We start from the raw sequence: 19,195 nt of genomic DNA, 5'->3' as shown, positions 1-19,195 counted from the left end.
TTGTGACTGGTAGGTATATAAAGAACGCCATTTAGTAGAATGCTTCTTTAATAAAATCAAGCATTTTCGCAGAGTTTCAACTCGCTATGACAAGCTTGCGTCTTCATTTCTTGCTTTTGTTTATGTTACGTCCATTTTTATTTTATAAAAATAGCATAAGGCAATATTGTTTTCAGACACGCCCTAATTACCATTGTAATTATAATGAAATATATAAATTAAGCGTACTTAATACAAATGACTGTCCGTAAGTCAGACCGATTTCTATAGTACATGAGATAATTCATGGAGCAGCTTATAAATTATTTGGCGGTAAAGTTAAATTCGGATTCAAAGGTATTTATGCCTATACAATGGAGATTTCAGGGAAGAAAATAACAAGACTACAATTTCTCATTGTTTTGTTGGCACCTTTAATATGTATCTCAATATTATCGTTATTATTTCCAGTATGGCTAGGAGGAATGATATTTTTTCTTCTGTAGTAGAAAAAATATTTCAAATAAATTTCTACTTTCAGCTTGTTATATAAATTTTTATTACAAAGAGCTATAAGTCATACATGATTGATTTTGAACGGTTTATAAACTATAAAAACAGCTTTAATTTCAGAAGTAACAAAAATAGTAACAAAGACATAAAAAAAGCTGTGCTACAAGGTATATAAACCAAGTAATATAGCTTTTCCTTTAAATAATTGGTGCCGCTAGCCGGATTCGAGCTTTTAAAAATAAATAATTTACTACACATTGATATAAAGTAGGAAGCAAATAAATGATTCTTGCTTTTTTGTTTTATAAAAAATATTTAGAAGTTAAAGCATATTTTTTAATAAGTGTTTTAAGTAATAATTAATTCTACTTAATTAATAATGTAGTCTACTAAAAATTGTTATAAATCAGAATAAAGATTCTATAGAATACTATTAAATTGTTAGATTGACATTCACAGAGTAGATATTGTTCTCAAAAATCTATATAAAACTAGTGTGGGAAAATAGAAAAAACACCAACAATTTAGACTTCTAAATGCTGATGTTTACTCTAATGGTGACCCATAGGAGAATCGAACTCCTGATTCCACCGTGAGAGGGTGGCGTCTTGACCGCTTGACCAATGGGCCATACAACAAATATGATTTTACTCTTATTTGGATACTATGTCAATAACTTTTTGTATTTAAAATATTATCTGATTATATTTTAAATATTAACAACATATAGTGAATTAAATAAGTCGAAAATTTATTACTCATTTATTGAACAAATCATAATTTTCTAAATATTAAAAAAACACACTTGTTTTTCGTGAAAAATGTGTTAAACTATAACATAGTTAGTAATTTTAAAAGAGGTGTATATTACTCAATATACTCATCGCTCCTCTTGTATGGCTGAAAGGTCATACAAAATTACGACTCCTTTTTAATATTTTGTGGAATATCCATTAAGATTTAGCTACTAGAAGGCTTGAATTTTAATGGATATTATTATTTATTAGATTTTGATTAAACTAATTAAAATTTTAATTAGGTAATAGATATGTCGAAAAGGATTCCTTCATAAAATTTATAACTTGTGTATTCAATTATATTTAAATTCTTAAGTGCAATGTATATAGTAAAAGGTAATAAATAAAATGATTATTTATTTTTATATTAATAATGTTTTGAAAAAATATTTCTATTATAAATGTAAATATAAAAATGGAGTTGTGTCAATAATGATAGACATAACTCCATTTTCAATATAATGATTTAAAACAAGAAATTTTAAATTACTAATTTCATTATAAATTTTGATTTAGATAAGATTATTCTGCAAGCCAAGCTAAAACAGCTGGATTTGCACATGCAGATGATTTTGCATCTACTTTTGTTACAAAAATAATATCACCTTTATTAGCTACAGAGTTAACTTCAGCAAATATTTCTTCTGCTGTTGAAGAAGTTTTAATAAAAAAACCTTCTGGTAAAAATTGAGCCCAAGCACCTAATGATTTTATTTTTCCTATTATGTTAATATTGCTATTTTTATGTTCATGAGAATGAGTGTGATTTTCGCCACATCCACAATTTTCACCATGGTCATGACTGTGACCAGTAGTATCACTTATGAAATATGTAATCATATATACTGACATAATTGCACCGCCTTTAAAATTTATTATAATAATAGTGTCTTTTTTATTTGATTCTTTTGATTAATATTTTGTATTTAGAAATCCGAAATAATAAGTTAAAATGTGACTTATATTTTCATAGATTCCATATTTAAATTATACTAAAATAATCTGAATTGTAAATTAAAATTTTATTATTATAAAAAACTTGATAATATATTATGCTTTTCAGTATTACAAAGTATCTTGGTAACAGAAGTTATAGTTTATACAGATCAATTAATATTGATCGCTAAAGATAACTTGTTTTTTGAATCATTAGCAGAATATGCAACACTACCTACATTACCAATATTGGTCTCAATCCTTTCATTGTGGAAATAGGATTCAAATATAGTTATCCAAGATCATGGAAGCGATTTTTATTTATAATTTTAATATTTATATGAATATCTAATTCATTATAATCCTAAATTATCAGGTAGCAGGAAGGTAAAAAATACTTTTTACTTGAATAAAGGGTTACAGTCATTTATAATTTATAGATAATTAAAAAATGATTTTTAGGTTTCTATATAAAGCATATTAAAAAAGAATAATATTTTATGTATATTTCAATAAATTTAAATATTATATTTTGTGCTTTAAAGATTAAAAGGGAAAGTAGTGTAAATCTACTACAGCCCCCGCTACTGTAATGGAAGACTGAACTCTAAGTTTGTTAAAGATCCACTGAGAAATTATTCTTGGGAAGGAAGAGTTTTGGGATGAGGCCAAAGTCAGGAGACCTGCCTAAAAGTTTTACGAAAATGCTGGCTTCGGAGGGAAGGTAATAGCAAATAATAGAGTGTAAGTCTAGGGAAATTGAAACTTTTAAAAGAGCTTAATTCCATATTAATTTTACATTCTTAATTTGTTATAGGTGTCCTCCTTATCTGAAATAGGTAATGGGGATTTTTTATGTATATTGGAAATATGAGATTTTAAGAATTTTAAATATTTTGGAGGAAATTAATAATGAAGAAGGCTATTTTAGTAGTGAGTTTTGGAACTAGTCATTTAGAGGCACTTAAAAATTCAATTGAGAAAATTGAAAATAAAATTAAAGATGAATTTAAGGAATATGAAATTTTTAGAGCATTTACATCGCATACAATAATAAAAAAATTAAAAGAAAGAGATAATTTAAATATATTAACGCCAGAAGACGCTTTAGAGAATTTGAAATCTAGAGATTTTGAAGAAGTAATAGTTCAACCTTTACATATAATTCCTGGTGAAGAATTTGATTATATAAAAGGTGCTGTGGAACATAGAAAGAATAATTTTAAATCAATTAAACTTGGAAGACCTATATTTTTTTATCAAGGAATGAATGGACTTCCAGAAGATTATTCTTTATTTATAGATAGCATTAAAGATATATTAAGAGGAGAAGAAAGTGTAATATTATTTGGACATGGAACAGAGCATCCTTCAAATGCAGTTTATGGAATGCTTCAAACTGTTTTAATTGATGAGGACTATGAAAATGTATTTGTAGCAACTATAGAAGGATATCCAACAATTCAAAATGTTTTAAAGAAATTAAAGAAAAAGGGAATTAACAAGACAAAATTAGTTCCATTATTGCTTGTTGCTGGTGACCATGCAAAAAATGATATGGCATCAGATGAGGAGGATTCTTTAAAGAGCATATTGAAAAAAGAGGGAATAGAAGTTTCTTTACATATGCATGGACTTGGTGAAGTAGATAAATTTGCTGGACTTTACATAAATAGAATTTATGATTCAATTGAAGATAAATATTTAAATGCAGGAAGAACAAAAAAATTAAGATAAGCAATTAAAAAATTAATAATTAACAAGAGGCATAAATTCCTTTTGAAATTTGAAAAAATATATTTAAAGAAGTTTTTGCATTTCATCATTAATTTTTAATTTTATGGAGGTATTTATGAAATCTATAATAATAGCTTCAAATTCAAGTGGGAGTGGAAAGACCACCTTTACTCTTGGACTTATGAAATCACTTAAAAATAGGAATTTAGATGTTCAAGGATACAAGGTTGGACCAGATTATATAGATCCAGCATTTCATAAAGAGGTAACTAAAAAACCATCAAGGAATCTTGACTCATTTTTAATGGGTAAAGAAGGTGTTATAAAAAGTTATCTTAACGGAAAAGGGAATATTGGTATTATTGAAGGTGTGATGGGTTTATATGATGGCGTTGGAGTAAGTGAAAAAGCTTCAACTTATGAAATATCGAAAATTTTAGGGAACATGCCAATTATACTAGTATTATCACCTAAGGGTCAAAGTGCAAGCTTGTGTGCTGAAATTAATGGTTTTAAGAATTATAAAAATGCTAATATTGCAGGAGTTGTATTAAATTCTATTAGTGAAAATTATTATAATTTATTAAAATATGCAATAGAAGAAAATTGTAAAATTAAAGTGTTTGGATATATTCCTAAAGAACAAAAAATAAGTTTAAGTAGCAGGCATTTAGGGCTTGTACAAAGTATGGAAATACTTAATCTTGAAGAAAAATTAGATATATGTGGCAAGTTGATTGAAGAATATGTGGATTTAGATAGTATTATAAATGAAATGCAGGAGTTTAAATATGAAGTAGACAATTGCAAAAGTAATTGTCAAAGTGAAAAAGGAAAAGCAAAAAACATAACTTTAAGAATTGGTGTTGCTTTGGACAAAGCATTTAATTTTTATTATAAAGACAATTTAGAGTTTTTAGAGGAATTAGGAGAAATAATTTATTTTAGTCCAATCAAAGATAAAGTCTTGCCTGAAAATTTAGATTTTCTCTATATAGGTGGAGGATACCCAGAGGTATTTAAAGAGGAATTAGAAAATAATTATTCAATGAGAAACAGTATAAAGAAATCTTTGGAAGATGGCTTAAGGTGTTATGTAGAATGTGGCGGACTTATGTATTTAACAAATTCAATAGAAGGCGCGGAAATGGTGGGCTTTTTCAATGGAGATAGTATAATGACAAATAAGCTTCGAAATTTTGGATATTGCAAGGTGAAAATCCATAAAAAGTATTTTGAGAAATGCTCATTACCAGCTTCAAATTTATACTATAGTAATGAAAATCTTAAAAAAGAAGATTTTCAAGAAAAATTTATTTCAGAGGAGTTTTTTGAAATAAATGCTCATGAGTTTCATAAATCACAAGTGAATTTGAAAGAAAAAAATGTATATGAAGTAGAAAAACTTAGGTATGATGGAGAACTTATAAAGTGGTCATGTGGATATTTTAAGAAAAATACCTTGGCAGGATATGCTCATATTAATTTCCTAGGGAATATAGAACTAATAAAGGCTTTAATTGATTTAGAATAGAATGTGAATAGTGATGGTTTTAATTAAATTTTTACATTAAAAATATATGTAGTTGTAGTAACTGAGTATTTATAACTTTTTACTTGGAATATATTAAGTTTAGTGTAAATTTATTAAGAATAAATCATAAAAATATAAATTCAGACTAAGTGTAAAAATGATTATTAAAAACAGAAAAGAGGTGAGTTTTTAGTGAGATTTATATTTGTACTCTCACTAAAAGAAATATGGACTATTTAAAAAATCCTATGGGAATTGAAGAAAAAAGTTTCGAAATCATTGGAGAGGAAATGGGAGCTCATTCATTTACAGAAGAGGAATTGCTAATAGTTAAGAGAACAATTCATACAACAGCTGATTTTGAATATAAAGATTTAGTAGAAATAAGTAAGGATGCAATTGAAACTGCAAAGGAACTTTTTCGAAAAGGGGCAAAGATTTACACTGATACCAATATGGCCTTAAATGGAATCAATAAAATGGCTTTAACTAAAACAAACAGTAATGTAATCTGTTATGTTAATGAAGAAATAGTACATAAAGAAGCTAAAGAAAAAAGTATAACTAGAAGCATGGCAGCAGTTGAAAAAGCTTGTAATGATAAGGTGGATATATTTGTTTTTGGAAATGCTCCAACTGCACTTTTTAGACTTAAGGAACTAATAAAGGAAGGAAAAGCAAAACCAAAGTTGATAATAGCAGTTCCAGTAGGTTTCGTTGGTGCAGCAGAAAGTAAAGAAAATATGCAAGACCTTAATATTCCTTATATTAGAGTTAAGGGGAGAAAAGGAGGTAGCACGGTTGCAGCAGCTATAATCAATGCTCTTATGTATATGGTGGTTCAAAGATAAGTAAAATTTATGTAATATTGTTTTTGGATATATTAAAGTTGTAACTACTACATTATTCTGAAATAAATAAATTTCGCATATAAATATAAGTTCTGATTAATTATAGTAACTAAAAGATATGTAGCTTATTTGTTAGAACATATATGATTTTTTATAAAGAATGATCTTTGAAAATAGAATAATGCCATATTTATAAAATATGTTATAATTGTTTGGCAATAGAAAATATTGAGTAATATATAATTTATATCATAACTAATAAATTATACATAAAATGAAGGTATTCTTTCAAGTCATTTAGATTGTGTTATAGATTATGATAATGCGCTTACATGTAATAATAAAATAAATTCAACACCATTTTTTGAAGCAGAGTCTGGTAGGAATACAAAAGTTGTAATGAGTGGTAAAAGTGTAATGAGATTTGCCACAAAAGCATTTACAGAAGCAGTAAATATGGTTGTAGATAAAGCTAATATTGCAGTGGATGATATTAAACTAATCATTCCACATCAAGCAAACTTAAGAATTTTAAAAGCAGCAGCTAAAAAAATGAATATGGATGAAAATAAAATATATGTTAATATAGATAAAGCATCAAATACCCAAGCAGCAACTATTCCAATTGCATTACATGAAGCTTTAGAAAAGAAGCTTATACATAGAGGTGACGTCATTTTATTTGTAGCATTTGGAGCAGGACTTTCTTCAGGAGCAGTGTTGCTTAAATGGTAATAAATTAAATACTTTAATATTATAAAAACATAGGTTGTAATAAATATTTTGCGAATGTGAGATGAATGGATGTGAGTACTTATAATTTACAAGCTGACTGCGATAAGTGTTTTGGATTATGCTGCGTTGCACTTTACTTTTCAGCTAATGATGGATTTCCGGTTAATAAAGATGCTGGGAAGCCTTGTGTAAACTTACAGGACGATTTTCGATGTAGTGTTCATAAAAATTTGAAGAAAAAAGGACTTAAGGGCTGTATTGCTTATGATTGCCTTGGTGCTGGACAAAAGGTTGCTCAAGCTTACGATGGACGTGATTGGAAGCAGAATCCAGATTCTGCAAACCAAATGTTCGATATGTTTATCATTATGAAACAGCTTTATGAAATGCTTTGGTATCTGAAAGAAGCTATTTTACTACAAGCTGAAAAGGATGCAAAAAATAAGTTAAGCATTAAGATAAATGAAATAGAAAAGTTAACTGACTTAAATGCAGATTCTCTTGCTAAGCTAGATTTGATACTAGTTAGAATAGGTGTTAATGCATTGCTTTTACAAACTAGTGAATTTGTAAGAAAAAAAGTTAACAATAATCAAAGGAACTCGTTAAAGAGTAAGAAAACCCTTGGTGGAGGTTTGGACCTTATTGGTGCAGATCTTAGAAAAAAAGATCTTAGAGGTGCAAATTTAAGTGGAGCATATCTTATTGCAGCTAATTTAAGAGGCGTTGACTTAAGTTTTGCAGATCTTATTGGCGCAGATTTGAGAGATGCAGATTTAAGTGGGGCAAATCTTTCAAAAAGTATTTATTTAACTCAAGCTCAAATTAACACAGCTAAAGGTGATATTAATACACAACTTCCAAAATCAATTGTTATACCTATGAATTGGACTAATAATTAAATTTAACATATGTTGCAATTTTAACTCTGCAACAAAATTAAGTAACAATAACTAAGGTTTAATGGAGATTATTTTTTGCAACATATAGATAAAATAATAAATTTGGAGGTGAGATTTATGTTTGAAATGTATATTGAAACTGGTGGGGAGCGATTAAAATGTGGTTATACTACTGGCTCATGTAGTGCAGGAGCTGCAAAGGCAGCTACTATGCTTTTGTTTGATAAAGCAGAAACTTTAAGTGAAATAGAAATAGCATCTCCAAAAGGAATTAATATATTAATGCCTATAGAATCTATAGTAAAATTTAAGAATTATGTAGAATGTACTATTTTAAAAGATGGTGGAGATGATCCAGATATTACAAATGGCATTGAAATAAAGGCAATTGTTAGAAGGATTACAGATGAAATAGCAATAGATATTGGAAAATGTACAGATGTTTCAGAACAAATCAAAACTGACGGACAGCAGAAATCATATAAAAAAATTAGTAATTTAAAAAAATCTACAGAAGAATTTAATGAGTTTAAAGACTTTAACAGTATTATACTTAAAGGCGGTATTGGAGTAGGCACAGTTACAAAGGATGGTCTTTTTGTGTCTAAAGGAGAGCCGGCCATTAATCCTGTTCCAAGAAGAATGATAAAAGAAGAAATCCTTAAGGTTTTACCTAAGGGAGAAAAAGTAGAAGTTACAATTTCGGTGCCACAAGGAGTAGAAATTGCTAAAAAAACTTTCAATCCAAGGCTTGGAATTGAAGGAGGCATTTCAATTATTGGAACAACAGGAATTGTTCATCCAATGTCAGAGGAATCTCTTAAGGCATCTATAAAATTAGAAATTACTCAAAAAGCCTTAAATAATGAAAGATTAATTTTAGCTTTTGGGAGTATAGGTGATAATTATGCTAAAGAGTGTGGATTTAAAGAAGAGGAAATCGTTATATGTTCAAACTTTATAGGATTTGCACTGGAAACTTGTGTTTATTGTAAAGTTAAATCAATTATTATAGTTGGACACATAGGTAAGATGAGTAAAATAGCTTATGGCTGTTTTAATACTCATAGTAGGGTAACTGGTGTAAGGCTTGAAGTTCTTGCATTGGAACTTGCACTTCTTGGATATAATATTTCACTTGTTGAAAAAGTTCTAAAGGAAAAGACCTGTGAAGGTGCAGTTAAGATGCTTGGAGATGGGTATTCTAAACTTTATGAGAATATTGGAAATAAGATTGTTTCAAGGATTAGTGAATATATTCATGGAGAATTGGAGATAAATGCAGCTATATATTATGGTGCATCAAAACCTATTTTGCTTTGGAAGTCAGAGGGATTTACTTATAATAATTAGTCATATTCTTGATACTGTATAAGTGTAAGTGTTAAAAAGATATAAATGGTTAACATTTGCACTTATTTTAGTTATTATTAATAGAGAAAACTAATATTTACAGGAGGAGACAAAATGATTTATATTGTAGGACTTGGACCTGGGCATAGGTATTATATTATGCCAAAAGCTTTAGAAACTATGAAGAAGTCGGATATAATTATAGGTTTTAAAAGAGCAATAGATTCATTAGATTTTATTAATAATAAGAAAATTTACATCAATAAATTAAGTGATATTGATAAGTTTATAGAGAGTAAAGAAAATGGAAATAAGGAAATTCAAATAAATAAAAATATTTCTATTGTTGCTTCTGGAGATCCAACCTTTTATGGTATAACTAATTATATAAAGAGTAAAACTGCTTTAGAAATTGAAGTAATACCAGGACTTAGTTCATTTCAATATTTAACTTGTAAGCTTAAAATTCCATGGAATAATGCACATTTAGGAAGTCTTCATGGAAGAAATGAAGAATTTCTAGAACAGATTAATAATAATCAATTAAGTATCTGGCTTACAGATAAAGAAAATAATCCTTCTGTTTTATGCAAAATTTTGTATGAAGCTAAAATCAAATGCAAGGTAGCAATTGGAGAAAATTTATCTTATGAAGATGAAATTATAAGTGAAGGTATACCAAAGGATTTTATAAATAAAAATTATAGTTCATTAAGTATTTTTATAGTTTATAAGGTTAACAAATAGAACTCAAATTTATGCAATTTATATATAAAAACACAGGAGGGAACTTTTATGATTATTATAAAAGATGAAGAATTTATTAGAGGAAATTGCCCCATGACAAAAGAAGACATAAGAATACTTTCAATTGTTAAGATGAATTTAAAAGATAATTCTAAAATTTTGGATGTTGGGAGTGGCACAGGAAGCATTACAGTTCAAGCAGCTAAAAATGCAAAAAGTGGGAAGGTCTTAGCAATAGAAAAAGATGATGATGCATATGAAATTACTGAAAGTAATGTTCGAAAATTTGAATGTGATAATGTTAAAATAATAAAAAAAGAAGCAACTAAGGTATTAGATAATTTAATTTGGCAAGGATTAAAGTTTGATTCAGTATTTATTGGTGGAAGTAGTGGTAATTTAGAGGAAATATTACTTAAGGTAAATACTATTTTAATTAAAAATGGAACAATAGTTATGAATTTTATTACTTTAGATAATGCATATAAAGCAATTGAAGTAATTAAAAATTTACAATATAGATTTGAAATTTCACTAGTTAATATAAGTAAAAATCGTGAAAATACTTTAATGATGATAGCTAACAATCCAATATATATAATTCAATGTATTAGAGTTTAATGTATTAAGCCTTGAATTTATAATTTATAAAGTTTTAATTATTAGATCATTTTTTATAATTAATTTCAAGGTTTAACTGATATGTATATTATTACTTGTAGGAATTTCAGCAGTAATTTAAAATAGTATATGATAATATTGTAACTAAGTTTAGATGATAATTAAATAAGAAACATAGATTAGTTACGTAGGAAGAAAGGAATTAAAAATATGGCAACATTATACGGAATAGGAGTAGGACCAGGAGACTCAGAACTTCTAACAGTGAAAGCAGTGAGAACTATAGAAAGGTGTCAAGTTGTAGTGGCGCCATGTGCAATTGAAGGTGGAGAAAGTATTGCACTTGAAACTGCTAGAGAATATATAAAACCAGGAACAGAAGTAATTGTAAAACATTTTCCGATGGGCAAAAAGGATAGAGTTATTAAAGCGTTGGAAGCTTATGAATTTATAGAAGCAAGACTTAGAGAAGGTAGGGATGTTGCGTTTTTGACAATTGGAGATCCTTATGTTTATAGTACATATAGTCATATGCTAAAACATGTTAGGGATTGTGGCTTTGAAGTACAAACAATTCCAGGAATAACATCATTTTGTGCAGCTGCAAGTTTAGTTAATAGAACTTTAGTTGTTGGAGATGAAGAATTAGTTATTATGCCAGCAACTAAAGTGAGGGAAATAACAGATGAAAAGTTTATTGTAATAATGAAGGTGTATAAACATGAAGAAGAAGTTCTTGATGTTTTAGAAGAAAAAGGTTTTGATTATGTATATGCGAGTAGAGTTGGAAGAGAAGGAGAAACAATTTTAACTGATAGAAATGAAATATTGAGGCTTAGAGATTATATGTCTTTGATTATAGCTAGTAGAGATTAATACAGTTAAGTATTAAGAGTTGAGAAGAAAGTCTCTGGGATATTTTAAAAACGTATTTATAGAAATTATGGAGTAATTATCTCTATAACTCTTAAGTGAAAAAGAAAGGATGTTGAATATGATTTATTTTATAGGAGCAGGTCCTGGAGCTGCAGATTTAATAACTGTTAGAGGGCGTGATTTATTAGAAAGAGCAGATGTTGTAATATATGCTGGCTCTTTAGTTTCTAGGGAACATTTGGAATATTGCAGATCAGATGTTCAAATTTATAATTCTGCCAACATGACTCTAGAAGATGTAATGGAAATTATGACAATGGAAGAGCAAATGGGTAAATTAGTTGTTAGATTACATACAGGAGATCCATCAATTTATGGTGCCATAAGAGAACAAATGGTAGAACTTGATAGAGTAAGCATACCTTATGAAGTTGTACCAGGTGTTAGTTCCTTTACAGGAGCTGCTGCAGCTATTAATAGAGAATTTACTTTGCCAGGAGTTACCCAAACCGTTATTTTAACAAGAATTGAAGGAAGAACTCCTGTACCAGAAAATGAAGATTTAGAGAGATTAGCATCTATTGGCGCATCCATGGCAATATTTTTATCTATATCAATGATTGATAAAGTTGTTGAAAAATTAAGAAATGGATATAAGAAAAATGTTCCTATAGCTGTGGTTGAAAGAGCTACTTGGGAAGATCAAAGAATAATAATGGGGCATTTAGATGATATAGCTGAAAAGGTTAAAGAAAATAATATTACTAAATGTGCTCAAATATTAGTTGGAGACTTTATTGATAGCAATTTTGAGACGAGTTTATTATATGATAAAAGTTTTTCTCATATGTTTAGAGATGCTGAGGATAAAAATTAATGAATAAAGTTAATTCTTCATGTAGAATAACTGAAAATGAGGAAGAAAATTTTATGAAATTTGGAGATCTTGAAAATAATATAAGCATAATTTGCCCATCTCCTAAAGGAAAAGAAATAGCTTTACAACTTCAAAAAAACTTGGGAGCAGAACTTTATATAAAGGAATATGAAGAAAAATTAAAAAAAGATTTTAATTTAAGCGATATTACAAAAAAAGTTATGAAAACTTCAAAAGGAATTATCTTTATATCATCAACGGGAATTGCAGTAAGAGCAATTGCTCCATTTCTAGAAGGCAAAGATAAAGATCCTGGTGTTGTGGTAGTTGATTTAGCATGTAAATATGCAATAAATATTTTAAGCGGACATTTGGGCGGAGGAAATGAGCTTACAATTAAGATAGCAGAAATTTTAAAGGTTAAACCTATAATTACTACAGCAACCGATAATTTAGGTATAATTGCTCCAGATGTTCTTGCGAAGAAAAATGGTTTAATAATAGAGAATTTAAAGAAAGCAAAGTATATAGCTTCACTTTTGGTGGAGGAAAAAACAGTTGGAATAAAGGATGATTATAATGAAATTGAAATTGGTAAGGGTTATGAAATAGTACAAGAATTAAGAGAAAATTGTATTTGGATAACTCATAATTTAAAGTTCAATCTTAATAATAAATTTATCTCCAATGAAGTAAATAATATTAAGATAAACAGAAATATTATTTTGAGCAGATATAATGATTGTTTAACTGAAGAAAATAAAGCTGAAGAACTGAATTATTCTAAAATATTAAGGCTTATAAAAAAGGATTTGATTTTAGGAATAGGTTGTAGAAGAGATACTGCTTATGAAAAATTATATGATTTTATTAATACTAGCTTAATTAAATATAATTTAGACATAAAAGCAGTAGTAGCTATAGCTTCTGTTGATGTGAAAAAAGATGAAGCTGGAATAATTGAATTAGCTGAAAAATTTGATTGTCCATTTAAAACATTTTCTAGAGAAGAAATAAAAACTGTGCAAGATAAATATGAAAGAAGTGAGTTTGTATTAAAGACTCTAGGTGTAACTGGAATTTGTGAGCCGAGTGTAGATCTTGCAGGAGGAGAGGTTATTATAAGCAAGGTGAAAAAGGAAGGTATGACTTTAGCTATTGGAGTATTGAAGAAAAAGTAAGAGTTGTTGAATAATAATTTATATATGCTGCAAATTTAATTATTCATTAAAATTAAGTTACTGTTGTGCATTTGGGTGAAGATTATTTTTTACAACATATATACATGATTAAAAAATGCTAAACAAAGAGGAAAATTGTTTAAAGAAAGGTTTTTATGAGTTATTATTAGACTATTATGAAATACAGAAGACAGATGTTTCAAAAATATGTTATAATATGTATAGATAATATATTATAAACTTAATTATGAGAAATAGGATTAATAAGGGGGAAGTAGGGATTTTATGACAATTTTAGATATGCTAGTTAGTATGCATGCAACCAATGGGGTGATAGCAAAATCATTAGAGATTATTAAGGATGATTACATTGGATTGGTAAATGATAACTATGAATTAACTATTAATGAAATGAAAGAGGTAATGGTTAGAATTCCGAGTCTAGAAAAGAAAAATGAATTTGTATATACAAATATAACAGAGTATGAATATCCATTAGTAATGTGTATGAGAATTTCAGAATCAAACACTAAAGAAAAATATGGGGTTATATTTGAAAAGTTTATGGAATTATACAAGGATAAATTAGAATTATTTTTTAAGGATGTAAAGACAGTTGAAACATTAAAGGAAAGGATAGTTAAAACTAAGGCAAATATAGATTATGCAACTTATATTTCAATGGCTTTAATGGTTATAACAGGACTATGTTTAATTATACTTTCTGGGTTAACTCCATTAGTAAGAGGAGTTCTTATAGCAGCGATAGTAATATTTGGAATGGCACCATTAGTAATGCAATTTTCAAAAGATGTACAAGTTAAAAAAATTATAGATGGTTATCTTAGTTTAGTAAAAACAGAATGGTATTCAAAACAATTAAACAAGCAATATGTATTTCTTTGTAATTTTATTGGATAATGTTTGAGATTTATTGACTTTATGATATAATTAAAAAATATTGGAAAAAAAGAATAATTATTATGAAATTTTCAACTAAAAATAAAGAATTTGTAATTTTATATAATAGTTTTATGTCAAAAAGGCAATGTTTTCATAAGATTGTATTATTATGCCTTTTAAATAGAGTTTGCAATTAATTATCTAAAATACATTTAAAAATTTAAAATCAATATATATTAGTTAAATTAGTAATTTCAAAATAGCAACTCCAAAAGGACCTACTTTATTAAGAGTAGGTCCTTTTATTATGCTTAAAATCAATTAGTCAGTTGTCTTAAAAATGAAATAAACTTTGTAATGTTGATTTTTATATGAAAATTATATAATATATGTATATAATGTAATTAATAATACATAAGTAGATTTTAAATTAATTAAATATAACGAGTTTTATTTATTAGAAAATGTATATTAAGAATTAATATAAAATTAAAGGTTAATAAATATATTTTTAAAGATTTGGAATTATATGTTAAAAATAAATGGTCAGCTAAAGTGTAATGCTGACTATTTATTTTTAAAATTCTTAAGGCTTAAAATGAGGAGGAATTTCGTTTGGCAACTATAAAAGAAATAGCAGCTATAGCAGAAGTTTCTATATCTACAGTTTCTAGAGTATTAAATTTTGATGAAACTTTAAATGTAAGTGATTTGACAAGAGAAAAAATTTTAAAGATTGCAGATGAACTTGAATATGTATCGTCAAAAACTAAAAAGACTAAAAACAAAAAATCAAAAGATATAGGAATCATATATTGGTATAATTATGAAGAAGAATTAGGAGATCCATATTATTTATCTATAAGGTTAGCAGCTGAAAAAAAATGTAATGAAAATAATTTTAATTTAGTGAAATTAAATGAAGATAGTGATACTTATGATATTAAAACTGTTAGTGGAATAATTGCAATTGGAAGATTTTCACCTTCTACAATAGAAAAATTAGCAAGTGCAAATGAAAATATAGTATTTGTAGATTTTTCTCCAAATGAAAATAGATTTGATTCAGTATTAGCAGATATAGGGAAATCAACAATTGAAATATTAAATTATTTATATGAATTAGGTCATAGAAAAATTGGTTTTATTGGTGGGAAAAAGTTAGATAAAATATATAAAGAAAAAGCATATGTGGATGAAAGAGATATAAAATACAAAGAATTTATGGAACAAAAAGGTATATATAATCCCCAATTTATATATCAAGGTAAAGAAAGATTTACTTTTAAAGCAGGATACGATCTTACTAAAGAAGCATTAAAATCTAAAAATGGAATAACAGCACTTTTTGTTGGAAATGATACTATGGCAATTGGAGCATATAAAGCAATATCGGAGAAAGGATTAAGTATACCAAAGGATATAAGCATTGTTGGTTTTAATGATCAGCCTAGTGCAAAGTATATGATTCCATCATTAACAACAATAAGAATACCAAGCGAATATCTAGGAAGTGCAGCTGTTGATTTACTAATTGAAAATATAAATGGAAATCGAGAATATAATAAGAAGGTAATAATACCATTTGAATTTAAAATAAGAGAAAGCTGTAAAAAGATATAATTTTACAAAAATATATTACAGCATTTCAAAAAAATATAACTAATATATAATTAAAAAATAGAGGTATAAACGCCAAAAGTACCTATCTAAACTAGATTTTTTATATGATCGAGCTTAGATAGGTACTTTTGGTGATTTTGAATAACTAGTTAATCAATTTTTCTGACAGAAGAAGACTCCACAAATACAAATTTATCAGGTCTATGACGAGATTCTGTATATTCGAAAAGTTTTCCAGAGTCAGTATATGCATAAGTTTTTACAACTGCAACACAATCATAAGTACCTAAATCTAAAAATCTTTTATCTAACTCAGTTGCATGTTCAACAACGATAACTTTTTTTGAAGCAAGAATTTTTGTATGAAGTTCTTTTTCAAGATACTCATATATAGAATTTTGTGCTATTTCTATGGTTAAATCTTTTGCAATGTCTGTGCTAAAATAATTTATGTCTAGAATTATAGGTTCATTATCAAAAAATCTTATTCTATGAAGATAATATACTTCAGTATTTAATTTTAAAGCAGTTTTTTTAGATAAAGATTCGTCTATAGTTATTTTTGAAAAATTTACTACACTAGTGGTAAATTTCTTTTTTAAATGAAGCTCTTGCAAGCCTAATAAGTTTCCAATAGGAAGTTCTATGGATTCTCTGCTTTCTAATATAATAACACCTTTACCTTTGACACTTTTAACATAGCCATCCTTACTTAATTCATTTATAGCTCTCCTAACAGTATTTCGACTGCAGTTAAATTTATCAACTAATTCCATTTCAGTAGGAAGCATCATGGAAATATCGTATTTACCATTATCTATATTGTTTTTTAGTATGTGATATATATCTTTAAATTTTACGCTAGGCAAAAGAAACACTCCCTTAAATTTTTAATCAATAATATATGTGCAAATTTAACGTTTCAATAAAATTAATTTATTGGGTCATTTATTTTATTAAAAATTATTTTTATGCAATATATAAGTTGTAATTAAAATCTTTATTTTTATCAGAATATATATATTATACTTTATTTTTTTTACCTATTCTATAAATATGTATGTGATTTTTATTAGATAAGCCTTATAATAGTTTTTTTGTTTAAAAAGTGTGCTTATAGTAAAATAGCAACCATAAAACGATAAAATGAACAAATTTTGATGATTATACAAATATGTTTAAACATATTTGCAATGTATATTTAATTTAAATGTATTGATTTTAATGGGTTTATGCACTTTTATTAAAATTTGTTTAAACAAATGTTAATAAAAGTATTGACTATATGTTCAAAATAAATTAAGATAATTATGTAAACATTTAAATGTGAAATTTATTCAAAATTAAGTAAAAAGCATTATTAAATTAATAATTAAAACAGATCTGTATCATAATCTAAGAAATTATTCATCAAAGTATTAAGGCACTATCAAAAAAATAACAAGTCAATCCGCCAGTATATTTTCCATCATACTGCGTTAGCAGATTGCCATAATAGACCCGCTATGAGGGTAATCTGCTTCCTTGATTGATGAAAAATATTCATGGCAAATTTGGAATTGTTATTTTCTTTCATGTGCCTAAGATAAAATTCAGGAGGTTTTATTAATGGGTAAATTTGAAAATGATGCAAAGGAACTATTAAAGTACGTTGGCGGGCGTGAAAATATATCGGCTGTTACGCATTGCGTTACTAGAATGAGATTTGTATTAAATGATCCAAGCAAGGCTGAGAAGAATGAAATTGAAAAATTAAAAAGTGTTAAGGGCACATTTACACAAGCTGGTCAATTCCAAGTTGTTATCGGAAACGAAGTATCAGATTTTTACAATGATTTTATAAAAATTTCAGGCTTAGATGGTGTAAGCAAAGATGAAGTAAAAGATGTAGCTAAGAACAATATGACTTTTATGCAAAAGCTTATGGCTAATATAGCAGAAATATTCTCTCCACTTATTCCGGCTATCATTGTTGGGGGATTAATTTTAGGGTTTAGAAATATTATTGGAGACATGAAGTTGTTAGAAGGTGGAACAAAATCCCTAGTTGAAGTTTCTCAATTCTGGGCTGGGACAAATAGTTTTTTATGGTTAATTGGAGAGGCAATATTCCACTTCTTACCTGTAGGAATAACATGGTCAATAACAAAGAAAATGGGGACAACACAAATTCTTGGTATAGTATTAGGTATTACATTAGTTTCACCACAGCTTTTAAACGCTTATGCCGTAGCAGGTGCAGATAAAATTCCTTTTTGGGATTTTGGATTTTCACAAATAAAAATGATAGGATATCAAGCTCAAGTTATACCAGCAATAATGGCAGGGTTTACATTAGTATTCCTTGAAAGAGGCGCAAGAAAGATAAGTCCATCTTCAATATCAATGATAGTTGTACCATTCTTTGCACTAGTACCAGCTGTTTTGGTAGCACATATTGTAATAGGACCTATAGGTTGGGCAATTGGTTCAGTAATTTCAAAGGCAGTATATGGAGGACTTACATCATCACTTGGAGCAGTTTTTGCAGCAATTTTTGGATTCTTATATGCACCACTAGTTATTACAGGACTTCACCATATGACAAATGCAATAGACCTTCAATTAATGGCACAATTTAATGGAACATCACTTTGGCCAATGATAGCTTTATCTAATATTGCGCAAGGTTCAGCAGTACTCGCAATGATATATTTACAAAGAAAAAATGAAGAAGCTCAAGAAATTAATGTACCAGCGTGCATTTCAGCTTATCTTGGAGTAACGGAACCAGCCATGTTTGGTGTTAATTTAAAATATAGCTTCCCGTTTTTCTGTGGAATGGCAGGCTCAGCAGTTGCTGGGGTAATTTCAGTAGGCAGTGGAGTAATGGCAAACTCAATTGGTGTTGGAGGTCTTCCGGGCATACTATCAATTAAGCCTGCATTTATGGCTATGTTTGCAGTATGTATGGTTGTAGTTATAGTTATACCATTTGTTCTTACTGTAATTGTAGGGAAGAAAAAAGGTATTAAATAGGAGGAATGAAAG

General features: G+C 27.7%; 17 protein-coding genes, 1 tRNA gene, 1 pseudogene and 1 riboswitch. Of the genes and pseudogenes, 16 read left to right on the top strand and 3 right to left on the bottom strand.

Going from position 1 to position 19,195, the window contains the following annotated elements:
• Positions 1–13: 13 nt before the first annotated feature.
• Positions 14–148, top strand: a pseudogene (locus tag CLPUN_RS15820) (IS5 family transposase); the annotation flags it as partial.
• 112 nt (positions 149–260) lie between these two features.
• Positions 261–485 carry a DUF3267 domain-containing protein gene (locus CLPUN_RS29665; RefSeq protein WP_077848217.1) on the top strand — a complete coding sequence of 75 codons (225 nt, stop codon included), beginning with the start codon at positions 261–263 and terminating at the stop codon, positions 483–485.
• A gap of 562 nt (positions 486–1,047) precedes the next feature.
• On the opposite strand, the gene CLPUN_RS15810 is transcribed toward CLPUN_RS29665, so the two are convergent.
• A tRNA-Glu gene (locus CLPUN_RS15810) sits at positions 1,048–1,122 on the bottom strand.
• A 689-nt stretch (positions 1,123–1,811) separates the two neighbouring features.
• Positions 1,812–2,141, bottom strand: coding sequence for a hypothetical protein (locus CLPUN_RS15805; protein ID WP_077848216.1), 330 nt, complete (start codon positions 2,139–2,141; stop codon positions 1,812–1,814).
• A gap of 601 nt (positions 2,142–2,742) precedes the next feature.
• A riboswitch (cobalamin riboswitch) is annotated at positions 2,743–2,930 on the top strand.
• A gap of 207 nt (positions 2,931–3,137) precedes the next feature.
• Between CLPUN_RS15805 and CLPUN_RS15800 the strand changes: the two genes are divergently transcribed.
• The 13 genes from CLPUN_RS15800 to CLPUN_RS15740 all read left to right on the top strand — a co-directional run bounded on the left by CLPUN_RS15800 (position 3,138) and on the right by CLPUN_RS15740 (position 16,165).
• Positions 3,138–3,962 carry a sirohydrochlorin cobaltochelatase gene (locus CLPUN_RS15800; RefSeq protein ID WP_077848215.1) on the top strand — a complete coding sequence of 275 codons (825 nt, stop codon included), beginning with the start codon at positions 3,138–3,140 and terminating at the stop codon, positions 3,960–3,962.
• 115 nt (positions 3,963–4,077) lie between these two features.
• Positions 4,078–5,496, top strand: coding sequence for a cobyrinic acid a,c-diamide synthase CobB (locus tag CLPUN_RS15795; protein ID WP_077848214.1), 1,419 nt, complete (start codon positions 4,078–4,080; stop codon positions 5,494–5,496).
• A 227-nt stretch (positions 5,497–5,723) separates the two neighbouring features.
• A complete protein-coding gene (locus CLPUN_RS15790; protein ID WP_077848213.1) occupies positions 5,724–6,347 on the top strand; it encodes a precorrin-8X methylmutase in 624 nt (207 codons plus the stop codon).
• 399 nt (positions 6,348–6,746) lie between these two features.
• A complete protein-coding gene (locus tag CLPUN_RS15785) occupies positions 6,747–7,082 on the top strand; it encodes a 3-oxoacyl-[acyl-carrier-protein] synthase III C-terminal domain-containing protein (RefSeq protein WP_242954155.1) in 336 nt (111 codons plus the stop codon).
• 65 nt (positions 7,083–7,147) lie between these two features.
• Positions 7,148–7,984: a pentapeptide repeat-containing protein gene (locus CLPUN_RS15780; protein ID WP_077848212.1), complete on the top strand. Its 837-nt coding sequence runs from the start codon at positions 7,148–7,150 to the stop codon at positions 7,982–7,984.
• A gap of 117 nt (positions 7,985–8,101) precedes the next feature.
• Positions 8,102–9,337 (top strand): cobalt-precorrin-5B (C(1))-methyltransferase CbiD, encoded by a 1,236-nt coding sequence (gene cbiD / locus CLPUN_RS15775; RefSeq protein ID WP_077848211.1) that lies wholly within the window; start codon positions 8,102–8,104, stop codon positions 9,335–9,337.
• A 114-nt stretch (positions 9,338–9,451) separates the two neighbouring features.
• Positions 9,452–10,084, top strand: a complete 633-nt coding sequence (gene cbiE, locus CLPUN_RS15770) for a precorrin-6y C5,15-methyltransferase (decarboxylating) subunit CbiE (protein ID WP_077848210.1) — start codon at positions 9,452–9,454, stop codon at positions 10,082–10,084.
• A gap of 48 nt (positions 10,085–10,132) precedes the next feature.
• Positions 10,133–10,705, top strand: coding sequence for a precorrin-6Y C5,15-methyltransferase (decarboxylating) subunit CbiT (gene cbiT, locus CLPUN_RS15765; protein ID WP_077848209.1), 573 nt, complete (start codon positions 10,133–10,135; stop codon positions 10,703–10,705).
• 210 nt (positions 10,706–10,915) lie between these two features.
• Positions 10,916–11,581, top strand: coding sequence for a cobalt-factor II C(20)-methyltransferase (locus tag CLPUN_RS15760; protein WP_077848208.1), 666 nt, complete (start codon positions 10,916–10,918; stop codon positions 11,579–11,581).
• 118 nt (positions 11,582–11,699) lie between these two features.
• Entirely contained in the window at positions 11,700–12,458 is a 759-nt protein-coding gene (gene cobM, locus CLPUN_RS15755; RefSeq protein WP_077848207.1) for a precorrin-4 C(11)-methyltransferase, read from the top strand.
• A gap of 53 nt (positions 12,459–12,511) precedes the next feature.
• Complete coding sequence (locus tag CLPUN_RS15750) at positions 12,512–13,639, top strand: cobalt-precorrin 5A hydrolase (RefSeq protein WP_198944351.1); 1,128 nt, start codon at positions 12,512–12,514, stop codon at positions 13,637–13,639.
• 285 nt (positions 13,640–13,924) lie between these two features.
• On the top strand, positions 13,925–14,560 hold the full coding sequence (locus tag CLPUN_RS15745; RefSeq protein ID WP_077848205.1) for a hypothetical protein: 636 nt from the start codon (positions 13,925–13,927) through the stop codon (positions 14,558–14,560).
• Positions 14,561–15,157: 597 nt separating this feature from the next.
• A complete protein-coding gene (locus CLPUN_RS15740) occupies positions 15,158–16,165 on the top strand; it encodes a LacI family DNA-binding transcriptional regulator (RefSeq protein WP_077848204.1) in 1,008 nt (335 codons plus the stop codon).
• Positions 16,166–16,314: 149 nt separating this feature from the next.
• On the opposite strand, the gene CLPUN_RS15735 is transcribed toward CLPUN_RS15740, so the two are convergent.
• A complete protein-coding gene (locus tag CLPUN_RS15735) occupies positions 16,315–17,043 on the bottom strand; it encodes a UTRA domain-containing protein (RefSeq protein WP_242954154.1) in 729 nt (242 codons plus the stop codon).
• A gap of 730 nt (positions 17,044–17,773) precedes the next feature.
• Between CLPUN_RS15735 and treP the strand changes: the two genes are divergently transcribed.
• A complete protein-coding gene (gene treP / locus CLPUN_RS15730) occupies positions 17,774–19,183 on the top strand; it encodes a PTS system trehalose-specific EIIBC component (protein ID WP_077848202.1) in 1,410 nt (469 codons plus the stop codon).
• Positions 19,184–19,195 lie beyond the last annotated feature (12 nt).

The organism is Clostridium puniceum (genome assembly GCF_002006345.1).
Taxonomy (GTDB): Bacteria; Bacillota; Clostridia; order Clostridiales; family Clostridiaceae; genus Clostridium; species Clostridium puniceum.
This window is presented reverse-complemented; position numbering and strand designations above follow the sequence as displayed.

Excerpts from the sequence above, each read along its gene's own strand:
- CLPUN_RS15795 (WP_077848214.1), top strand. The coding sequence starts at position 4,078 with ATGAAATCTATAATAATAGCTTCAAATTCAAGTGGGAGTGGAAAGACC.
- CLPUN_RS15745 (WP_077848205.1), top strand. The coding sequence starts at position 13,925 with ATGACAATTTTAGATATGCTAGTTAGTATGCATGCAACCAATGGGGTG.
- cbiD (WP_077848211.1), top strand. The coding sequence starts at position 8,102 with ATGTTTGAAATGTATATTGAAACTGGTGGGGAGCGATTAAAATGTGGT.
- cbiE (WP_077848210.1), top strand. The coding sequence starts at position 9,452 with ATGATTTATATTGTAGGACTTGGACCTGGGCATAGGTATTATATTATG.
- CLPUN_RS15785 (WP_242954155.1), top strand. The coding sequence starts at position 6,747 with ATGAGTGGTAAAAGTGTAATGAGATTTGCCACAAAAGCATTTACAGAA.
- CLPUN_RS15750 (WP_198944351.1), top strand. The coding sequence starts at position 12,512 with ATGAAATTTGGAGATCTTGAAAATAATATAAGCATAATTTGCCCATCT.
- treP (WP_077848202.1), top strand. The coding sequence starts at position 17,774 with ATGGGTAAATTTGAAAATGATGCAAAGGAACTATTAAAGTACGTTGGC.
- cobM (WP_077848207.1), top strand. The coding sequence starts at position 11,700 with ATGATTTATTTTATAGGAGCAGGTCCTGGAGCTGCAGATTTAATAACT.
- CLPUN_RS15790 (WP_077848213.1), top strand. The coding sequence starts at position 5,724 with ATGGACTATTTAAAAAATCCTATGGGAATTGAAGAAAAAAGTTTCGAA.
- CLPUN_RS15780 (WP_077848212.1), top strand. The coding sequence starts at position 7,148 with ATGGATGTGAGTACTTATAATTTACAAGCTGACTGCGATAAGTGTTTT.
- CLPUN_RS15760 (WP_077848208.1), top strand. The coding sequence starts at position 10,916 with ATGGCAACATTATACGGAATAGGAGTAGGACCAGGAGACTCAGAACTT.
- cbiT (WP_077848209.1), top strand. The coding sequence starts at position 10,133 with ATGATTATTATAAAAGATGAAGAATTTATTAGAGGAAATTGCCCCATG.
- CLPUN_RS15805 (WP_077848216.1), bottom strand. The coding sequence starts at position 2,141 with ATGTCAGTATATATGATTACATATTTCATAAGTGATACTACTGGTCAC.
- CLPUN_RS15800 (WP_077848215.1), top strand. The coding sequence starts at position 3,138 with ATGAAGAAGGCTATTTTAGTAGTGAGTTTTGGAACTAGTCATTTAGAG.